The organism is Mesorhizobium sp. M1348 (assembly GCF_040317925.1).
In the GTDB taxonomy this organism is placed as follows: Bacteria; Pseudomonadota; Alphaproteobacteria; order Rhizobiales; family Rhizobiaceae; genus Mesorhizobium.
On the sequence record NZ_JAMYLH010000053.1, the window covers coordinates 1 to 17,052 of the forward strand.

Below are 17,052 nucleotides of genomic sequence, written 5' to 3' on the forward strand. Positions count from 1 at the left end.
TTCGGCGGTGTGTATGACACTCTATACGACCCACATTGGGTCGGCAGCGTAATGGCTGCTTCTGACAAGCCAGTACCAAAAGCAGACCGTCAACTTCCGGCCCCAAACGCGACATTGGAGGTTGGCTCGGCGAGAACAGCTCTTGGCGCAAAGACGACAACGCTGAATGTCGTTTCGGTTGCTCGAAAGAAGGGCCGCTTACCCAGTGGCTCGGTCGCCTCGTGCGATACAGACTGAGATACAAACTGTGATACAAATCGCTACGGAACCCTAGAAAAAAGTTTTAAAAATCAACGCGGGAGCCGTTGCGGCGTTGCATCTCATAAGACTCGCGTTCAACTGTAATAGATTGATATCGTTCAGTCGGTGTTTTGCAGGTGCGGAACATTTGGCAAGGCCCATGGATATACTGGTTCGAGTCTGCATGGTGCGGGGTTCTCTTTGCCGCCACGCGTTTTTCCCCGGGACCATTGGCGGATCGCGAACGACATCGGTGTCCCTCTGTTTGTTCATCGGAGTAGGAGCGGCTGCACTACTCCTTTGAATTCACCAGCGGGCAGCCAGCGCCGCAGGGGCAATACCTCGTCCTCGCGGCAGAGCGCAGAAGAGGGCCCGTGCTGCTTGTCGATTTCATAGGTTCACCGAAAGAAACTTATGTCTCGAACGGCGAATGCCCGCTTCGCGCGCAATGTCCGCCCTTGAGGCGATTTTTGCGATTGCCGGATAGCGGACGCTGCAGGCGATTACCCTGGACATCCTAGTTGCGCCATAAGGCGACCTTCATGGCGCTCAAAGCTGCCCTTCGCGCAACGGCTCGAGTCGGACCTATAGCTGAACTTCAGTCGCAGTCCGAAGATCATGAGCAAACTGCCGGCGATCCTATCCAGCCACATGCGGATCCGCCGTAGAAAGAACTGATCGCAGCGATGGAGAAAACGTCGGCATCGGCCTGACGCTTGGCGCGGTCATTTGGGCGGCGGCGGCACCAGCGGCATCACCAGCCTCAGCCCGGCGAAAACCGATGCGTGGGGAACAAGCGTGACAAACAGAGCTAGACGGCGTATGTTGACATAAAGATGTCTTTATGTGACTTGAGTGCGACTGTCGTCTTGAGGATGAAAAATGTCGCAAAGTTCCTCATCGCTGGATGACCTGTTCGGCCCCGCCGCAGCAAAGCTCAACGGTTCCGAAATGCTTGCTGCGCTGACCGCAGCGGTGCACGAACGCATCCTCATCCTTGACGGCGCCATGGGCACGCAGATCCAGGGCCTCGGGTTTGACGAGGACCATTTCCGGGGTGAGGCCTTCGCCGGCTGTGCCTGCCACCAGCAGGGCAACAACGATCTGCTGATCCTGACGCAGCCTGGGGCGATCGAGGAGATCCACTATCAGTACGCCATCGCCGGCGCAGATATCCTTGAAACCAACACCTTCTCCTCGACCTCAATCGCCCAGGCCGATTACGGCATGGAGGATGCGGTCTACGCGTTGAACCGCGATGGCGTGCGACTGGTGCGCCGCGCCGCTGTTCGTGCCGAGCAGGAGGACGGCAAGCGCCGTTTCGTCGCCGGCGCGCTCGGGCCGACCAACCGCACCGCCTCGATGTCGCCAGACGTGAACAATCCCGGCTATCGCGCCGTGACCTTCGACGACCTGCGCCTTGCTTATGGCGAGCAGCTGCGCGGCCTGATCGACGGCGGCGCCGACATCATCCTGATCGAGACGATCTTCGACACGCTCAACGCCAAGGCGGCGATCTTCGCCTGCAACGAGATCTTCATCGAGAAGGGCGTGTACCTGCCGGTGATGATCTCCGGCACCATCACCGACCTGTCCGGCCGCACGCTGTCCGGGCAGACGCCGACCGCCTTCTGGCATTCGGTGCGCCATGCCAGCCCCTTCACCATCGGCCTGAATTGCGCGCTCGGCGCCAACGCCATGCGCGCGCATCTGGCCGAGATATCCGGTGTCGCCGATACGTTCACTTGCGCCTATCCGAATGCCGGCCTGCCCAACGAATTCGGCGGGTATGACGAGAGTCCGGAATTCATGGCCGCGCAGGTCGAGGATTTTGCGCGGGAGGGATTGGTCAATATCGTGGGCGGCTGCTGCGGCTCGACGCCCGACCACATCCGCGCCATCGCAGCGGCCGTGAAGAAATATCCACCGCGCGCTGTTCCCGACATCGAACCGAAGATGCGCCTGTCGGGGCTCGAGCCGTTCACGCTGACCGACGAGATTCCATTCGTCAACGTCGGCGAGCGCACCAATGTCACCGGTTCGGCAAAATTCAGGAAGCTGATCACGGCGGCCGACTATGTCGCCGCGCTCGATGTCGCCCGCGACCAGGTCGCCAATGGCGCCCAGATCATCGACATCAACATGGACGAGGGCCTGATCGATTCGAAGAGGGCGATGGTCGAGTATCTCAACCTGATCGCGGCCGAACCTGATATCGCCCGTGTTCCCGTGATGATCGACAGTTCCAAATGGGAGATCATCGAAGCTGGCCTGAAATGCGTGCAGGGCAAACCGCTGGTCAACTCCATCTCGATGAAGGAGGGCGAAGAAGCCTTCCTGCATCATGCCCGACTGGTGCGTGCCTATGGCGCGGCGGTGGTCGTCATGGCCTTCGACGAGGACGGTCAGGCCGACACCAAAGCGCGAAAGGTCGCAATCTGCACCCGCGCCTACAAGCTGTTGACCGAGCAGGCCGGATTCCCGCCGGAGGACATCGTTTTCGATCCGAACGTTTTTGCCATCGCCACCGGCATCGAGGAGCACAACAATTACGGCGTCGACTTCATCGAAGCAGCGCGCGAGATCACCACGACGCTTCCCTATGTTCATATTTCGGGCGGCGTGTCGAACCTGTCCTTCTCGTTTCGCGGCAACGAACCGGTGCGCGAGGCCATGCATGCGGTGTTCCTCTACCACGCCATCCAGGCGGGCATGGACATGGGCATCGTCAATGCCGGACAGCTTGCCGTCTACGACACCATCGATCCGGACCTGCGCGACGCCTGCGAGGATGTCGTCAACAACCGTGAGCCGAAGGGCGGCGGCACGGCGACCGAACGCATGCTGGAACTCGCCGAACGCTTCAAGGGCACGGCGGGCAAGGAGGCGCAGGAGCGCGATCTCGCCTGGCGTGACTGGCCTGTCGAGCAGCGCATTTCGCACGCCCTGGTCAACGGTATCACCGAATTCATCGACGCGGACACGGATGAGGCGCGGCGCGCCGCCGAGCGCCCGCTGCATGTCATCGAAGGCCCGCTGATGGCCGGTATGAACGTCGTCGGCGACCTGTTCGGCTCCGGCAAGATGTTCCTGCCGCAAGTGGTGAAGTCGGCGCGGGTGATGAAGCAGGCAGTGGCCGGGCTGCTGCCGCACATGGAGGCCGAGAAGCTGGCCAACGCCGCCAATGGCATCGACAATGGCGAGCGCCAGACGGCCGGAAAAATCCTGATGGCGACGGTCAAGGGCGATGTCCACGACATCGGCAAGAACATCGTCGGCGTCGTTCTCGCCTGCAACAATTATGAGATCATCGATCTCGGCGTCATGGTGCCGGCTGCGAAGATCCTGCAGACGGCGCGCGAGCAACAGGTCGACATTATCGGCCTGTCAGGGCTGATCACGCCGTCGGTTGATGAGATGGTGCATATGGCCGCCGAAATGGAGCGCGAAGGCTTCGACATTCCGCTGCTGATCGGCGGCGCGACGACCAGCCGCGTGCACACGGCGGTGAAGATCCACCCGCGCTATTCCAGGGGCCAGACGGTCTACGTCACCGACGCAAGCCGCGCCGTCGGCGTGGTGTCGTTGCTTTTGTCAAACGAGACCAAGGGCGGTTATGTCGAGACCGTGCGGGCCGAGTACAAGAAGGTCGCCGACGCGCATGCCCGCTCCGAAGCCGACAAGCAGCGACTGCCGCTGCCCAGGGCGAGAGCCAATGCGCACCGGATCGACTGGTCGGCCTATGAGCCGCCAAAACCGTCCTTCACCGGCGTAAAAGTGTTCGACAACTGGGACTTGACGGAGCTGGCGCGCTACATCGACTGGACGCCGTTCTTCCAGACCTGGGAGCTGAAGGGCCGTTATCCTAGGATCCTCGAGGATGAGGCGCAGGGGCCAGCCGCGCGCCAGCTGTTCGAGGATGCGCAGGCGATGCTGAAGAAGATCATCGCCGAAAAGTGGTTCGCGCCACGCGGCGTCATCGGTTTCTGGCCGGCCAATGCCGTCGGCGACGATATCAGGCTGTTCACCGACGAGGCGCGATGGCAGGAACTGGCGACGTTCTTCACCTTGCGCCAGCAACTGACCAAGCGAGACGGCAAGGCCAATGTCGCGCTGTCGGACTTCGTCGCACCCACCGAGAGTGGCAAGCCCGATTATATCGGTGGCTTCATCGTCACCGCCGGCATCGAGGAGGTGGCGATATCAGAGCGATTCGAACGGGCCAATGACGACTATTCCTCGATCATGGTCAAGGCGCTGGCCGACCGTTTCGCCGAGGCCTTCGCCGAGCGTATGCACGAGAAGGTGCGCAAGGAATTCTGGGGCTACGCAACTGACGAGGCATTGGCACCGGACGATTTGATCGGCGAGTCCTATCGTGGCATCCGCCCGGCTCCCGGCTATCCGGCGCAGCCCGACCATACCGAAAAGGCAACGCTGTTCCGGCTGCTCGACGGCGAGCGCAATGCGGGCGTCAGCCTGACCGAAAGCTATGCGATGTGGCCGGGCTCTTCCGTGTCGGGCATTTATCTCGCCCATCCCGAAAGCTATTATTTCGGCGTCGCCAAGATCGAACGCGACCAGGTCGAGGATTATGCGCGCCGTAAGGCGATGCCAATCGCCGATGTCGAGCGCTGGCTCGGCCCCATTCTCAACTATGTGCCGGCACACTATGCCGAGGCGGCTGAGTAGCGGAAACGGCGGCATCGTAAATTCGTGCCTTCTAAATCTCCGCTGCCTTTTCGATCGGATGGCTTTCGAAAGTTTCTTGTGCTCCTTCCTAGCCAAGCGTTTGAGTTAGGCAAAAGACTCTTGAAGCGGGCGCGTTTCGGCCTTCGTAAGAAGGGCTACTTAGCTGGTGCCGGGTCCGCATCGTGCGATACGGACTGAGATACAAACTGTGATACAAATCGCTACGGAATTCTACCAAAAACCCTTTAAAATCAACTGTCGAGGCGGTGCGGCGTTGCATCTCGACCGCACCAATCAAATTCGAAAGCGGAACCTCTAACCCATTGAGTTCGAGCATGGCAGGGAGCGTCCTTGTCAGGGCACGAGGCTTTTGCCTGATTGCGGTCGCGAGTTTGGCCCATGCGAAGAGGCCATCGGCGGGCATGGCCATCTACCGACAAGCGCACATAATTATTCGCGCACCAGGCGTCCGGTCGCCCACCAGATCACAGATACAACAACGATCGATGCGTAGCCGTCCACGGCATAGTGCCAGCCAGTGTACACCGATCCGTACAGGATCAGGGCTGCAAAGGTCCAACCCAGAACGCCAAGCCAGAGATTGATTGAGGAAAGCAAATAGGCGTTCAATGCGGCAAAGGCGACATGCATGCTTGGCATGGCTGAGATGCCGCCCCCAAGACTTGGCCGGCCGCTCTGGTAAGCCATCAGGAGATATGCCGAGGGTTCCCGCACCATGTAACTATGGTCCAGTCTGTCCAAAGCGGCATTCAATCCGTGGAAGCGATCCACGCCAACAAAGTGGTGGTAGTAAACCGGCCCGACCGATGCCAGCGCCAGGGCCAAGACCGTTCCGAGGACGCACAACGTCAGCGCTGCTGCGCAGAGATAGCGGATGCGGGCAATCTCGTCCGACCAGAGCGACACGAAAAGGATGGTGCCGAACCACTGGTAAAACCAAATGACTTCATAGCTGTTGAAGACGACGAGCGACCAATTGTTGCTGTCGAGCTTATGGACGATCTCCCATGGCGGCATCCCGTGCAGCCATTCATCAGCGTCGGCCAACCAGGTGTCGGCATAGTATGGGACGACGGACGGGATGGCGATCTTGTAGGTAGAGAACGCGGTCAAGCTGGCGAAGAAGAACAGCAGTACCAGCAGACAGCCGCGCCAGCGCCCTTGAACCAAATCCAGGGCGTAGCGAACTGGTTGCCGCCGGCCATGGAGTATCGCGGCACAACAGACGCCACCGATAAACAACACCGGAATACCAATAAGAAACTTGTGAGAATAGATTAAGGCTGATGTATAGAATAGTTCTGGATATAGTGCAGATGCGCCTAAAACGTATATCGCCATGAACAGGGAGAGGCGCAATTGCCATATGGCGGAGGGCCTGTAGCGAGAGGCTTCCGTGGTTAGGGCCAAACCAATTTACCCGTTCTTAACGTTTCGCCGGAGAGACACATACACCGATAAGGTAAAAACGTTGCCGCCAGGTTTACTTTTCCCCGGTGATCGACATTTGCCTGCCGGCCCGCACGCGGTGGATTGTTTCCCTGAGCAATCTTGCATCCGCATTGCTGTCCATGCCCGGTGTGAAGGAACGCGCCGGAGCCTCGGGGCCGAACCGGCCGGGTGTTTAAACACCGGTCCACCGCTCCCTCAGTTGACATATCATAAGTTGTAACTTATCATAAGTCATGGTTTATGATTATGCAGGAATGGTGGCCTTGGCCGATCCGACGCGCCGCAAGGTGTTCGAGCTCATCGCCGATCGGCCACGCTCGGTCATCGATCTGACGCGAGTGCTTCCGGTCTCGCAGCCGGCGGTATCGCAGCACCTCAAGGTTTTGAAGGCGGCCCGGCTGGTCCGCGCAGAGCCGAAAGGTGCCAGCAACATCTATCATCTCGACCCGCATGGGCTCGGCGAGATGCGCACCTGGCTCGACCGCATGTGGGGCGATGCGCTCGACGCCTTCAAACGGGAAGTCGACAACAGCAAGGAGAAGAGGAAATGACGACCATGATCAAGCCCGCGCCGCTCAGGAAGTCGGTGACGGTGGAGGTGCCGCTCGACAAGGCATTCGATGTGTTCACGACAGGGTTCGGACGGTGGTGGCCTGCTTCGCACTCGATCGGCAAATCCGCCCTGACGACTGCGGTGATCGAACCCAAAGCCAGCGGCCGCTGGTACGAGATCGGCGAGGACGGGTCACAATGCGATTGGGGCGAGGTTCTCGCCTGGGATCCGCCGTCCAGGCTGACGCTCGCCTGGCGCATTGGAGCCGATTGGCGCTACGATCCGGCATTGCTGACCGAAGTCGAGATCCGCTTTGTCGCACTCGGCGAGAACGCGACGCGTGTGGAACTCGAGCACAGGCTTCTGGAGAACATGGGCGAGACCGCAGAGGCAGCGCGCCAGGCCTTCGAATCCGAGGGTGGCTGGAGCGGGCTCCTGGACCGCTATGCGGCTGAGGCCCAGCGCCACGCCGCCTGATCGGGAAGCCTTCCAGTCCATACCAGCGAGGCCGTCGCACTGTCGGCCTCGCCTCATTCCCGGTGCAGCATGTGCCGCTCTGCCCGGCCACTGGGACTAATGTTGTTGGGCGAACGATGCCCCGACCGGAACGGCGGGCACACCACACCTAGCGTTGTCGCGGACTACCCGGCGGTTGGTCAGCGGCGGTACCAGAGCTGGATTACCGGTGCTTCTCGACGAAAGCCTTGCAGGCGGGTGACAACTGCTCGATCATGCTCTGAAGGTCGCATTTGCCGATCGGTGTCATTGGGCAAAGCCGTTTGTAGTCAGGCTTGCATTCCTTGCCCTGAAAAGATTTGAAGGCCTTTGCCTCGGCGGTAATCGGGCTCAAAAGTATTCCCGAACAAACCAACGCAAGGCTGGTAAACAGATACTTCCCCATAAACACCCTCCATTTATTAGCGGTAGTTGTAGAGATACTAAATTAGAACCATCTAATTATCAATCTTGAATTATCAATCTTGGGCAACCGGCAGCTCGCAAGGTCTGATATCGGTCCGTTGCGCACAGAGAGGCCGATTCTCAAGCTAAATCATGCCGCCGCTCCATCTTTGTGTTCGACCAAGATCTTTTCGGAAAACCGGTTTCCACTTTTCAGGATCATGGTCTAGACCTGACAGGCACCTTATCCGGAAATCCGATGGCGGGAGGCGCTGGTGGAAGGCCAGGACGAATACATGACCAGCGCCAGGGCGGCCGATGAGCGCCGCGCCGACATCTATGACGAGGACGGCGTCATCCTGTCGTCGTTCCTCGCCCAGATCGGTGCCGCGATCGCCGATCGCGATACGCTGACGCTGAAGCGTGAAGTCGACGATCTGCACCAGTCGGAACTCGGCCACCTGCTCGAGGCCCTGCACCCGGAACAGCGCCGCGCCCTGGTCGAATTGCTCGGCAAGGATTTCGATTTTTCCGCCCTGACCGAGGTCGACGAGGCGATCCGCCGCGACATCGTCGACAATCTGCCCAATGCGCAGATCGCCGAGGCGGTGCAGGAGCTCGATTCCGACGACGCCGTCTACATTCTCGAGGATCTCGACCAGGAGGACCAGGACGAGATCCTGTCGCAACTGCCGTTCACCGAGCGGATCAGGCTGCGGCGCTCGCTCGATTATCCCGAAGAGACCGCCGGCCGCCGCATGCAGACGGAGTTTGTCGCGGTGCCGCCCTTCTGGACGATCGGCCAAACCATCGACTACATGCGCGAGGACAACAATCTTCCCGACCGTTTCAGCCAGATCTTCGTCATCGATCCGAGCTTCAAGCTGCTCGGCGCCATCGACCTCGACCAGATCCTGCGCACCAAGCGCTCGGTCAAGGTGGAAGAGGTCATGCATGAGACCAGGCATGCCATCCCGGCCACCATGGACCAGGAGGAGGCGGCGCGCGAATTCGAACAATACGATCTTCTGTCCGCTGCCGTCGTCGACGAGAACGAGCGGCTGGTCGGCGTGCTGACCATCGACGACGTCGTCGACGTCATCCAGCAGGAGGCCGAGGAAGATCTGCTGCGCATGGGCGGCGTCGGCGACGAAGAACTCTCGGACAGCATCCTTTCGACCTCGCGCTCGCGCGTCCCCTGGCTACTGGTCAACCTGTTGACGGCTTTCCTAGCGGCCTCGGTGATCGGCCTGTTCGACCGTACCATCGAGCATATCGTGGCGCTGGCGGTGCTGATGCCGATCGTCGCCGGCATGGGCGGCAATGCCGGCTCGCAGACCATGACCGTCACGGTGCGGGCGCTGGCGACGAGGGACCTCGACATCTACAATGCCGGCCGCATCATCCGCCGCGAAATCGGGGTGGGCTTCATCAACGGCATCATCTTCGCCATCCTGATCGGCATCGTTGCGGCTGCCTGGTTCCACGATCGCAATCTGGGCGGCATCATCGCGGCGGCGATGATCATCAACATGTTCGTGGCGGCTCTGGCGGGCATCCTTATCCCGCTGCTGCTCGACCGCTTCAAGATCGACCCGGCTGTGGCTTCGGCGGTTTTCGTCACTACGGTCACCGATGTCGTCGGTTTCTTTGCCTTTCTCGGGCTTGCCACATGGTGGTTCGGCGTGCGCTGAACGGCACCTCAATTGACTTTTACGTAAATGCCGTGCGAGGCTTTGGAAGGTGCCTTGTCCGCCGATTCTGGTACGTGCCTGGACGCCGGCGGCGCCGGCCAGTTGGAACTCGCGGCGTGGCCGGGGCATTGGAGTGACGATGCGGGAATATTATTCAATCACGGAGCTGACCCGCGAATTCGACGTGTCGACGCGGACGTTGCGCTTCTACGAGGACGAAGGGCTGGTGCAGCCGGTAAGGCGCGGCCGCACCCGGCTGTTCCGTCCGTCGGACCGGCATCTCATCCGCCAGATCATGCGCGGCAAGAGGCTCGGCTTCTCGATCAATGAGATCCGCGAAATCATCCAGATGTACAGGGAGCCGCCCGGCGAGGTCGGCCAACTCAAATTGATGATCAAGCGCATCGAGGAAAAGCGCGAGGATTTGCGCCAGAAACGCCGCGATCTCGAGGAGACCCTGGCCGAGCTCGACCAGGCAGAGGAATCCTGCGTCGAGCGGCTGGTGGAACTCGGCGTCACCACATAAGCGTGGTGTCAGCGCCGGCTCAAATCCAGCGCCGCACCCTTTTGGCGTAGTCTCGGTACTTCTTGCCGAATTTGGCCGTCAGCACCTTCTCCTCGCTCTCGATCGTCAGCTTCTGCGTCAGGAACGCCGCGATGACCGCCAGCGGCAGGAACCAGGCGATCCCAGAGACAAAGGCGAGGCTGACCAGCAGCAATGTGTTAGCGAGGTAGATCGGGTTGCGGCTGACGGCGAAGGGGCCGGTGGTCACCAGATGGTCCGGCACGCCGTTCGGGTTGAGCGTCGTTTTGGCGCGGATCATGGTGCGGATTGCCGTGAACCAGAGCGCGGCGACCGCCACCAACCCCACAAGGCCGGCAGCGAACAGGATGTCGCCGAGAAGATCGCCGATCCATGGCAGCGGATAGAACAGTCCTAGCGCGACGCTGACGATGATGGCGGCGATATAGATCAGCGGCGGCCATGGGATGTGCCCCAGCTTCGGCTGCCCAGGATTTTGCTGCACGGGTTTCGGGTGACTGTCGCTCATTGTTGTCCTCCCTCGATTAGCGCGTTCCCGGTTCCGCCGCCTCGGTTTGGGCGGTACAGGTGCCGGCGAGCTCGCCAATATGCGCCTTCCACTCCGGGGACTGGTCGTTGCTGTAGAGCCGGTCAAGCGAGGCTTCGCCCTGGAGAGTGTCCAGCATGCAGGCACAATAGCTGGAGCAGAACTCGGTGTCGCGTGCCTGCTCGCAGGATATCTGGCAGGATTTCAGGAAGTTCACCTCCCTGGTTTCGACCTGTGCCGGCATGAATTGCGAAAACAGCCAGACCGAGCCGATCAGCACCGGCTGATGGATCAGATAGAAGGCAAGGCTGTGCCGGCCGATGAAGACCAGCGGATTTGCCCAGCGGCCAGGCGCCAAGGCCGACAACCGCGTCAGCGCGCCGGAGGTGGAGGCGAGCTTGGTAAGCGCGATGCCGGCAAGCACGGCGCCGAACCACGGCAGCAGCGGAACGTAGTCATTGGAGCGCGGATTGGTCGCCGACAGGCCGACCCACCACAAAGCCGGCTGATCGAAAGTTTCGGATCGCAGGTAGAAAGGCGCGGCAATAACGAGGGCCGCCACGGCAAGCGTCAGCAGCGCCGGCAGGCGCAGGAACGCCAGGCCGAGCAGGCTGGCGAGCGCGATTTCGTGCAATATGCCGAAGAAGATGAAGCCGTCGGGCGTGGCGATGCGGGTGACCAGCGATATTGCGAGTGCCGCCCCGGCAACCATGGCGAAGCGCTTCCAGAAGCCGGTCCAGCGGATTTCTTTGCCATGGGCGAGATAGAGGCTGACGCCGACCAGGAACAGGAAGCTCGAGGCGATGCAGCGCGCGTAGATTTTCCACCAGCCGAAAGCGGTGAGGCCGGGATCGGTGTAGCCGAAGAATTCGAGGTCCCAGGTGAAATGATAGCTCGCCATGGCAAGCAAAGCGATGCCGCGTGCGATGTCGATGGCGGCGATGCGCTTCGACTTCGGTTGATCCTGAACGGCGGTGGTCGGCGTGGCGATGCTCATTGGTCTCGCTGTCTTGGTTCAGCCCCGGCAGAACGACTATCACGGTTGCTCCCGACAAAAGAAGCGGGCCTTGCGTCGCGTTGGTGCCGGTTGGCATCAGAGCTGCTTTAGGCCAGAGCCGGAAAGCCTTTGGCCGGCTTCGCTTTTTGCCGTGAAGGCGTCGGTTTCCTGTTACCCGGCAAGGCATCGCCGCGGCAGATTTGTGCTCCAAACCCTGCTTCGGGCGATTCGGCTTCGGGGAAAGCAATGGCTACCCATGTGCGCCATCCGATCTGGCTCGCGGCCTTGCGGCCGGCGGATGCCCGCACTTTCGCCTCGCTTTATGCGGTCGAATCCTTCGCGCGCGCGACGGTATCCAGCGTCATCCCGATCCAGGCTACGAGATCCTGCACAACGAGCAGATCGTTTCGATCCTCTACACGATCGTGGCGATGCTCGGCCTGTCGGCGACGCTGTTCATGCCGATGCTGATCGCCCGCTTTGCCCGGCGGTGGGTCTATACCGCCGGCGCCTGCCTGCTGGCCGCCGGCTCGCTGTTCTTCGTCACCCATACGCTGGCCGACCAGGTGGTCGGCATGCTCTGCCGCGTCGTCGGCGCCGGCGCGCTGGCGATCACGCTCAACCTCTACATCATGGATCATATCCGCAAGACCGATTTCATGCAGGCCGAGTCGCTGCGCATGGCGTGGTCGATGCTTGCCTGGACCGCCGGGCCGACGCTCGGCATTTTCCTCTACACGCGTTTCGGCATCTATGCCGCGCATGGCGCGGTGGCCGTCTTCGCCATGGCCTTGCTGGCGCTGTTCTGGACTTACCGGCTTGGCGACAATCCGTCGATCCGCCCCGGCAAGGCGCGGCCGGTCAATCCGCTGGCCAATATCGGCCGCTTCGTCGCGCAGCCAAGGCTGAGGCTCGCCTGGCTGATCGCCTTCGGCCGCTCCTGCTTCTGGACGACGTTCTTCGTCTATGGGCCGTTGTTCATGGTGATCACCGGCGAGGGCAAGCTGGCCGGCGGCCTCTTGGTTTCGGCCGGCAATGCGCTTTTGTTCATGGCCATCTTCTGGGGCAGGGCGGGACGGCGTTTCGGCGGCCGGCGCACCATGACGTTCGCCTATTTCGCCATGTCGGCAACGCTGCTGGCGGCCGGCGCCGTCGGCGAGGCCGCACCGCTCGTCACCGGCGCCTTGTTGCTTTGCGGTGCCTTCTTCACCATCGCGCTGGATGCGCTGGGCTCGACCGCCTTCATGCGCTCGGTGCGCTCGTATGAGCGGGCGCAGATGGCGGCGGTCTACCGCACCTATCTCGACTTTTCCGAGCTGACGCCGCCGCTGGTCTATTCGGTGGTGCTGGCGTTCTTCGGCCTGGGCGCGGTTTTCGCGACACTCGGCCTGCTGGCGGCAGTCTGCGGCTTCGTCACCTGGCGCTATCTGCCCAAATCGCTTTGAAGTGCGGCATGCCGCTCGCGCACCCTGTTGTGGAAGCGGTGCAAGTCATATTCCTCGGGCATCAGCACGCCGGCCTTGTGGCGCATCGAGCGCAGGCCCATCTGGTTGACCTCGCAGATATCAGCATCCTCCTCCAGCACCTGGGTACCGAAGGCGATGATGTTGTCGATATCCGCCGCCGGATCGGCGAGCGCTTCGGGCGAAAAAAGCCATTCGGCGGTGAGTTCGGTCTGCTCCGGCCCAAGCGGCACCAGCCGCACGGTCCTGACATAGTCGACATGACCGACGACGAACATCGACGGCAAGCTGGTGGCATAGGTCTGCCCGGCGGCACGCTCGCTCGGCGTCAGGCCGGAAAAGACCGACCCGTGGACGCGTCCGTCGCGCGACCAGGTTTCGGCCCCGGCCCGCAAGCCGCCGGCAAATTCCGGCGCGTCATTGTCGGCGTGGCGCGCCCATTCGGGGTCGTCGTGCCGGCCCATCAGGCCGCGGCCATAGATCGGCACCAGCCGCGACAGGTCCTTGTGGACGCCGGGGCAGTGCAGGCACTCGTTGAAGTTTTCCCAAAAGATCTTCCAATTGCAGTTTATCACCTTGCGCAGCACATGGCCGCTCAGCAGCGTTTCCAGCGGCCAGTTGGCGAGGTCGCCGGATGCCGGATCGAAGGATGTTTCAGCTGAGCCGGCAACATCCTCGGCGAGGTTGGCGAAGACAAAACCGCGCCACACCGAAAGCGCGACGCGGTAGAGCGGATGATCGGCCTTGTCGAAACCGTCCGGCAGCGATTTCGATGGCACGCGCACCAGATCACCGCGCAGCGAATAGGACCAGGCGTGGTAAGGGCAGGTGATGAGCCGCGCCTTCAGCCGGCCTTCGCTCTGCTGGCAAAGCTGCGAGCCACGATGCCGGCAGGTGTTGTGGAAGGCGCGCAATTCGCCGGTCTCGTCGCGCAGCACGACGACCTCCTGCGTGCCTATGCGGAACGTTCTGAAAGCCAGCGGCTGGGCAAGGTCGGCCTCGCGGCAGACCAGCAGCCAGTTGCGATATCAGATGGCCTCGAGATCGCGCTGGTAGGCTGCGATGTCCCAATAGGCCGATGACGGCAGCGTCGGCTCGGCCCGCGTCAGACCGTTGTAGGGACCGCGCTCATTCGGGCTGGGTTGCATGCCGGCTTCTTCCCCATCCGCCAGCCGACACCCGGCGGTAAAAATTGTCAATCGCGGCGCCGGCCGGGCAGCTTGGCGAGGCGGCGCATTCGCCACACGATCCGGCGGAATTTGGTTTGCCGGGCGCGGCGATTCTGCCTATAGTCGCTGATGTCGTCGGTTCCGTTTGGAACCAAGAGGGAATGCGGTGCGGGCGAAATTGTTTGCCCAATGCCGTGGCTGCCCCCGCAACTGTGTGCGGTAGTCCTCTCCATATGCCACTGAAGGTTCGCCTTCGGGAAGGTGGGGAAGGACGCTGATCCGCGAGCCAGGAGACCTGCCGGCGACAGGAAACTGACTTCTATGCCCTCGGGTGGAGGGCGAAAGGACAAGACATGAATACCGCTTCCGTCTCGCTCGGCGCTTCCGTCTCCTCGCAGTCGCGTTTCATGCAGCTGGCGCTTGCTGCATTCCTCGGCATTTTCGTCATGGGCTTTGTCGGCTTCTCGCATATCGATGCGGTCCACAATGCCGCGCACGACTATCGCCACTCGATGGGCTTTCCCTGCCACTGACAAGGGGCTGACATCATGACACTGTTTCGCAACGTCGTGTTCATCGCGGCGATCGCAGGGCTTGTGGCCGGCGTCGCTCTCGCCTGCATGCAGGCCTATGCCACGGTGCCGCTCATCCTGAAGGCCGAAGTCTACGAACAGGCCGGCGGCGGCCATGACCATGCCGCCGCACCTGCGGCACCGGTCGAAAACGCCGGGGGCACGATGGCTATGAGCAGCGCCGCGCCGGCTGAAGCAATGGCTCCGGCGGAGGACGAAGGCTGGGCGCCGGCCGACGGTTTCGAACGCTTTGCCTTCAGCGTCGTTGCCAATATCGTCACCGGTATCGGCTTTGCGCTGGTCCTGGTTGCGGTTTCGGAGTTCGCCGGCGGCATCGGCAATTGGCGTCAGGGCCTGTTCTGGGGGCTGGCCGGCTTTGCCGTGTTCACGCTGGCGCCGGGCCTCGGCCTGCCGCCGGAACTGCCGGCGATGCCGGCGGCCGACCTTGTCCAACGCCAGATCTGGTGGTGGGCAACAGTGGTGGCGACCGCGGCCGGTCTCGGCCTTATCGCCTTCCGCAGATCGCTGCCGCTGGCGGTCCTTGCGGTGGCGTTGATCGTCGCGCCGCATATCGTTGGCGCGCCGCAGCCCGACAGTTTCGAGACGGCGATCCCGGAAGGCCTGCACCACCAGTTCGTGGTGGCGGTGACGCTGACCAATCTGGTGTTCTGGCTGGTGCTCGGCGCGGTCGTCGGCGTGGTGCGCGGCCGCTTCACCGGCACGGCGACCAGCCTGCGCGACAGCTTTGCCTGACCGCGCTGCCGGGGCACTGACCCTTATCATCGGCGGTGCGCGCTCCGGCAAGAGCGCGCATGCCGAGAGGCTGGTGAGTGCCTGTCCGGCGCCGTGGAGCTATCTCGCGACGGCGCAAGCCTATGACGAGGAGATGCGCGAACGGATCGCGCTGCACCGCTCGCGCCGCGGTGCCGGCTGGACGACCATCGATGCGCCGCTCGACCTTGCCGGCGCGATCGAGGCGCTGCCTGACGGCCAGCCGGTGCTGATCGACTGCCTGACGCTGTGGCTGACCAACCATATGCTGGCCGAACATGATGTCGAGGCCGAATGCCGAAGGCTGGCGGATGTGCTGTCGCGGCCGCGTGGCCCCTGGTTCGTGGTGTCCAACGAGGTCGGCCAGGGCATCGTGCCGGACAATGCGCTGGCAAGACGGTTTCGCGACGCCGCCGGCCGGCTGAACCAAGACGTCGCCTCTGTCGCGGACATTGTGCTTTTGATGGTGGCGGGGCTGCCGCTCAGGGTGAAATGACATGGCTGATACCGACCACATCGATCCCAAGGACGAGGAACGCCACCGCGCCAAGATGGCCAAGCGCAAGGCGGTGCAGGACGCCGAGGTTGCAGCCAAGACGGTCGAGAAAGGGCTGTTGATCGTCAACACCGGTCCGGGCAAGGGCAAGACCACGGCCGCCTTCGGGCTGGCGCTCAGAATGCTCGGCTACGGCAAGCGCGTCGGCGTCGTCCAGTTCATCAAGGGCAAGTGGCACACCGGCGAGAAGGACGCCTTTGCTGCCTTCGGCGACCGCGTCGTCTGGCACGCGATGGGCGAGGGTTTTACCTGGGAGACGCAGGACCTGAAACGCGACATCGCGGCGGCCGAGGCCGCCTGGGCCAAGGCACTCGAGCTGATGGCCGAGCCGTCGATCAGCCTCGTGGTGCTTGACGAACTCAACATCGCGCTGCGTTACGACTATCTCGACCTCGAAAAGGTGGTCGCAGCGCTGAAGGCGCGTCGCGAGGGCCTGCATGTCGTCGTCACCGGCCGCAACGCCAAGCCGGCGCTGGTCGAGGCAGCCGACCTGGTCACCGAGATGGGCGTGACCAAGCACCACTTTGCCGCCGGCGTGAAGGCGCAGCAGGGGATAGAATTCTGAGGGCTTTGGCGATCAGGCAGAACGTTCAGAGGAAGATCCAACTCGGATGACGCTTGCCGAGGTTGCCCTCGACCTCTCAAGACCTGGGTTCCTCGCCCGCCGCGAAGCGGGGGAGAGGTGGCCGCGAAGCGGCCGGAGAGGGGGCCTTTCGTAGGGCGCAGTCCCCCTCTCCGTCTCGGCTTCGCCGAGCCACCTCTCCCCCACTTTCGTGGGGGCGAGGAACCCAAGCTGGAATAAAGCCGCGTTCCAACGCTGAAGGAGCAACTTTGTTCTTGCTTTGTGCCGGCAGCTATGCTACTAATTTGGTTATGGTGCTAATTGGCTCCAACGACCCGCC

15 protein-coding genes, 1 pseudogene and 1 riboswitch are annotated in these 17,052 nt (G+C 62.1%); of the genes and pseudogenes, 11 read left to right on the plus strand and 5 right to left on the minus strand.

Annotated elements, in window-relative coordinates; all coding sequences use genetic code 11:
• Together NKH13_RS34425 and metH are read left to right on the plus strand one after the other, a co-directional pair.
• A partial coding sequence (locus tag NKH13_RS34425) for a hypothetical protein (RefSeq protein WP_352917261.1) occupies positions 1 to 237 on the plus strand: 237 nt, incomplete at its 5' end.
• An 885-nt stretch (positions 238 to 1,122) separates the two neighbouring features.
• Entirely contained in the window at positions 1,123 to 4,932 is a 3,810-nt protein-coding gene (gene metH, locus NKH13_RS34430; protein ID WP_352917263.1) for a methionine synthase, read from the plus strand.
• A gap of 450 nt (positions 4,933 to 5,382) precedes the next feature.
• Here the strand turns inward: metH and NKH13_RS34435 are convergent, their stop codons facing one another.
• Positions 5,383 to 6,363 carry a phosphatase PAP2 family protein gene (locus NKH13_RS34435; protein ID WP_352917265.1) on the minus strand — a complete coding sequence of 327 codons (981 nt, stop codon included), beginning with the start codon at positions 6,361 to 6,363 and terminating at the stop codon, positions 5,383 to 5,385.
• 275 nt (positions 6,364 to 6,638) lie between these two features.
• Between NKH13_RS34435 and NKH13_RS34440 the strand changes: the two genes are divergently transcribed.
• Both NKH13_RS34440 and NKH13_RS34445 read left to right on the plus strand, forming a co-directional pair.
• Positions 6,639 to 6,956 carry an ArsR/SmtB family transcription factor gene (locus NKH13_RS34440; protein ID WP_352714605.1) on the plus strand — a complete coding sequence of 106 codons (318 nt, stop codon included), beginning with the start codon at positions 6,639 to 6,641 and terminating at the stop codon, positions 6,954 to 6,956.
• Positions 6,953 to 7,435 carry an SRPBCC family protein gene (locus tag NKH13_RS34445; protein WP_352714607.1) on the plus strand — a complete coding sequence of 161 codons (483 nt, stop codon included), beginning with the start codon at positions 6,953 to 6,955 and terminating at the stop codon, positions 7,433 to 7,435. Before NKH13_RS34440 ends, NKH13_RS34445 begins: the two co-directional genes overlap by 4 nt.
• A 202-nt stretch (positions 7,436 to 7,637) precedes the next feature.
• Here NKH13_RS34445 and NKH13_RS34450 read toward each other — a convergent pair whose 3' ends face one another.
• Positions 7,638 to 7,859, minus strand: a complete 222-nt coding sequence (locus NKH13_RS34450) for a hypothetical protein (protein ID WP_292663417.1) — start codon at positions 7,857 to 7,859, stop codon at positions 7,638 to 7,640.
• Positions 7,860 to 8,154: 295 nt separating this feature from the next.
• Here NKH13_RS34450 and mgtE point away from each other — a divergent pair, with 295 nt between their 5' ends.
• Positions 8,155 to 9,552, plus strand: coding sequence for a magnesium transporter (gene mgtE, locus NKH13_RS34455; RefSeq protein WP_352714608.1), 1,398 nt, complete (start codon positions 8,155 to 8,157; stop codon positions 9,550 to 9,552).
• 139 nt (positions 9,553 to 9,691) lie between these two features.
• Complete coding sequence (locus tag NKH13_RS34460; RefSeq protein ID WP_023676566.1) at positions 9,692 to 10,078, plus strand: MerR family transcriptional regulator; 387 nt, start codon at positions 9,692 to 9,694, stop codon at positions 10,076 to 10,078.
• 19 nt (positions 10,079 to 10,097) lie between these two features.
• Here the strand turns inward: NKH13_RS34460 and NKH13_RS34465 are convergent, their stop codons facing one another.
• The gene (locus NKH13_RS34465) at positions 10,098 to 10,604 is read right to left on the minus strand and encodes a methyltransferase family protein (RefSeq protein ID WP_352714610.1); all 507 of its coding nucleotides are present in this window, start codon (positions 10,602 to 10,604) and stop codon (positions 10,098 to 10,100) included.
• A gap of 16 nt (positions 10,605 to 10,620) precedes the next feature.
• Entirely contained in the window at positions 10,621 to 11,619 is a 999-nt protein-coding gene (locus NKH13_RS34470; protein ID WP_352917268.1) for a heparan-alpha-glucosaminide N-acetyltransferase, read from the minus strand.
• A 246-nt stretch (positions 11,620 to 11,865) separates the two neighbouring features.
• On the opposite strand from NKH13_RS34470, the pseudogene NKH13_RS34475 reads away from it, so the two are divergent.
• Positions 11,866 to 13,064, plus strand: a pseudogene (locus NKH13_RS34475) (MFS transporter).
• Here NKH13_RS34475 and NKH13_RS34480 read toward each other — a convergent pair.
• Positions 13,043 to 14,098, minus strand: a complete 1,056-nt coding sequence (locus NKH13_RS34480) for an aromatic ring-hydroxylating dioxygenase subunit alpha (RefSeq protein ID WP_352917276.1) — start codon at positions 14,096 to 14,098, stop codon at positions 13,043 to 13,045. The pseudogene NKH13_RS34475 and the gene NKH13_RS34480 overlap by 22 nt on opposite strands.
• 272 nt (positions 14,099 to 14,370) lie before the next feature.
• Positions 14,371 to 14,568, plus strand: a riboswitch (cobalamin riboswitch).
• Between the two features lie 36 nt (positions 14,569 to 14,604).
• On the opposite strand from NKH13_RS34480, the gene NKH13_RS34485 reads away from it, so the two are divergent.
• The 4 genes from NKH13_RS34485 to cobO are packed head-to-tail and all read left to right on the plus strand — an operon-like array spanning position 14,605 to position 16,715.
• Complete coding sequence (locus tag NKH13_RS34485; RefSeq protein ID WP_023720718.1) at positions 14,605 to 14,784, plus strand: CbtB domain-containing protein; 180 nt, start codon at positions 14,605 to 14,607, stop codon at positions 14,782 to 14,784.
• 15 nt (positions 14,785 to 14,799) lie between these two features.
• Complete coding sequence (locus NKH13_RS34490; RefSeq protein ID WP_352917272.1) at positions 14,800 to 15,576, plus strand: CbtA family protein; 777 nt, start codon at positions 14,800 to 14,802, stop codon at positions 15,574 to 15,576.
• Positions 15,569 to 16,090 carry a bifunctional adenosylcobinamide kinase/adenosylcobinamide-phosphate guanylyltransferase gene (gene cobU, locus NKH13_RS34495; protein WP_352917274.1) on the plus strand — a complete coding sequence of 174 codons (522 nt, stop codon included), beginning with the start codon at positions 15,569 to 15,571 and terminating at the stop codon, positions 16,088 to 16,090. The genes NKH13_RS34490 and cobU overlap by 8 nt, the downstream gene beginning before the upstream one ends.
• A 1-nt stretch (position 16,091) precedes the next feature.
• Positions 16,092 to 16,715 (plus strand): cob(I)yrinic acid a,c-diamide adenosyltransferase, encoded by a 624-nt coding sequence (gene cobO, locus NKH13_RS34500; RefSeq protein ID WP_352714618.1) that lies wholly within the window; start codon positions 16,092 to 16,094, stop codon positions 16,713 to 16,715.
• Positions 16,716 to 17,052: the final 337 nt, after the last annotated feature.

Excerpts from the sequence above, each read along its gene's own strand:
- metH (WP_352917263.1), top strand. The coding sequence starts at position 1,123 with ATGTCGCAAAGTTCCTCATCGCTGGATGACCTGTTCGGCCCCGCCGCA.
- NKH13_RS34440 (WP_352714605.1), top strand. The coding sequence starts at position 6,639 with ATGGTTTATGATTATGCAGGAATGGTGGCCTTGGCCGATCCGACGCGC.
- NKH13_RS34445 (WP_352714607.1), top strand. The coding sequence starts at position 6,953 with ATGACGACCATGATCAAGCCCGCGCCGCTCAGGAAGTCGGTGACGGTG.
- NKH13_RS34450 (WP_292663417.1), bottom strand. The coding sequence starts at position 7,859 with ATGGGGAAGTATCTGTTTACCAGCCTTGCGTTGGTTTGTTCGGGAATA.
- mgtE (WP_352714608.1), top strand. The coding sequence starts at position 8,155 with ATGACCAGCGCCAGGGCGGCCGATGAGCGCCGCGCCGACATCTATGAC.
- NKH13_RS34460 (WP_023676566.1), top strand. The coding sequence starts at position 9,692 with ATGCGGGAATATTATTCAATCACGGAGCTGACCCGCGAATTCGACGTG.
- NKH13_RS34465 (WP_352714610.1), bottom strand. The coding sequence starts at position 10,604 with ATGAGCGACAGTCACCCGAAACCCGTGCAGCAAAATCCTGGGCAGCCG.
- NKH13_RS34470 (WP_352917268.1), bottom strand. The coding sequence starts at position 11,619 with ATGAGCATCGCCACGCCGACCACCGCCGTTCAGGATCAACCGAAGTCG.
- NKH13_RS34485 (WP_023720718.1), top strand. The coding sequence starts at position 14,605 with ATGAATACCGCTTCCGTCTCGCTCGGCGCTTCCGTCTCCTCGCAGTCG.
- NKH13_RS34490 (WP_352917272.1), top strand. The coding sequence starts at position 14,800 with ATGACACTGTTTCGCAACGTCGTGTTCATCGCGGCGATCGCAGGGCTT.
- cobO (WP_352714618.1), top strand. The coding sequence starts at position 16,092 with ATGGCTGATACCGACCACATCGATCCCAAGGACGAGGAACGCCACCGC.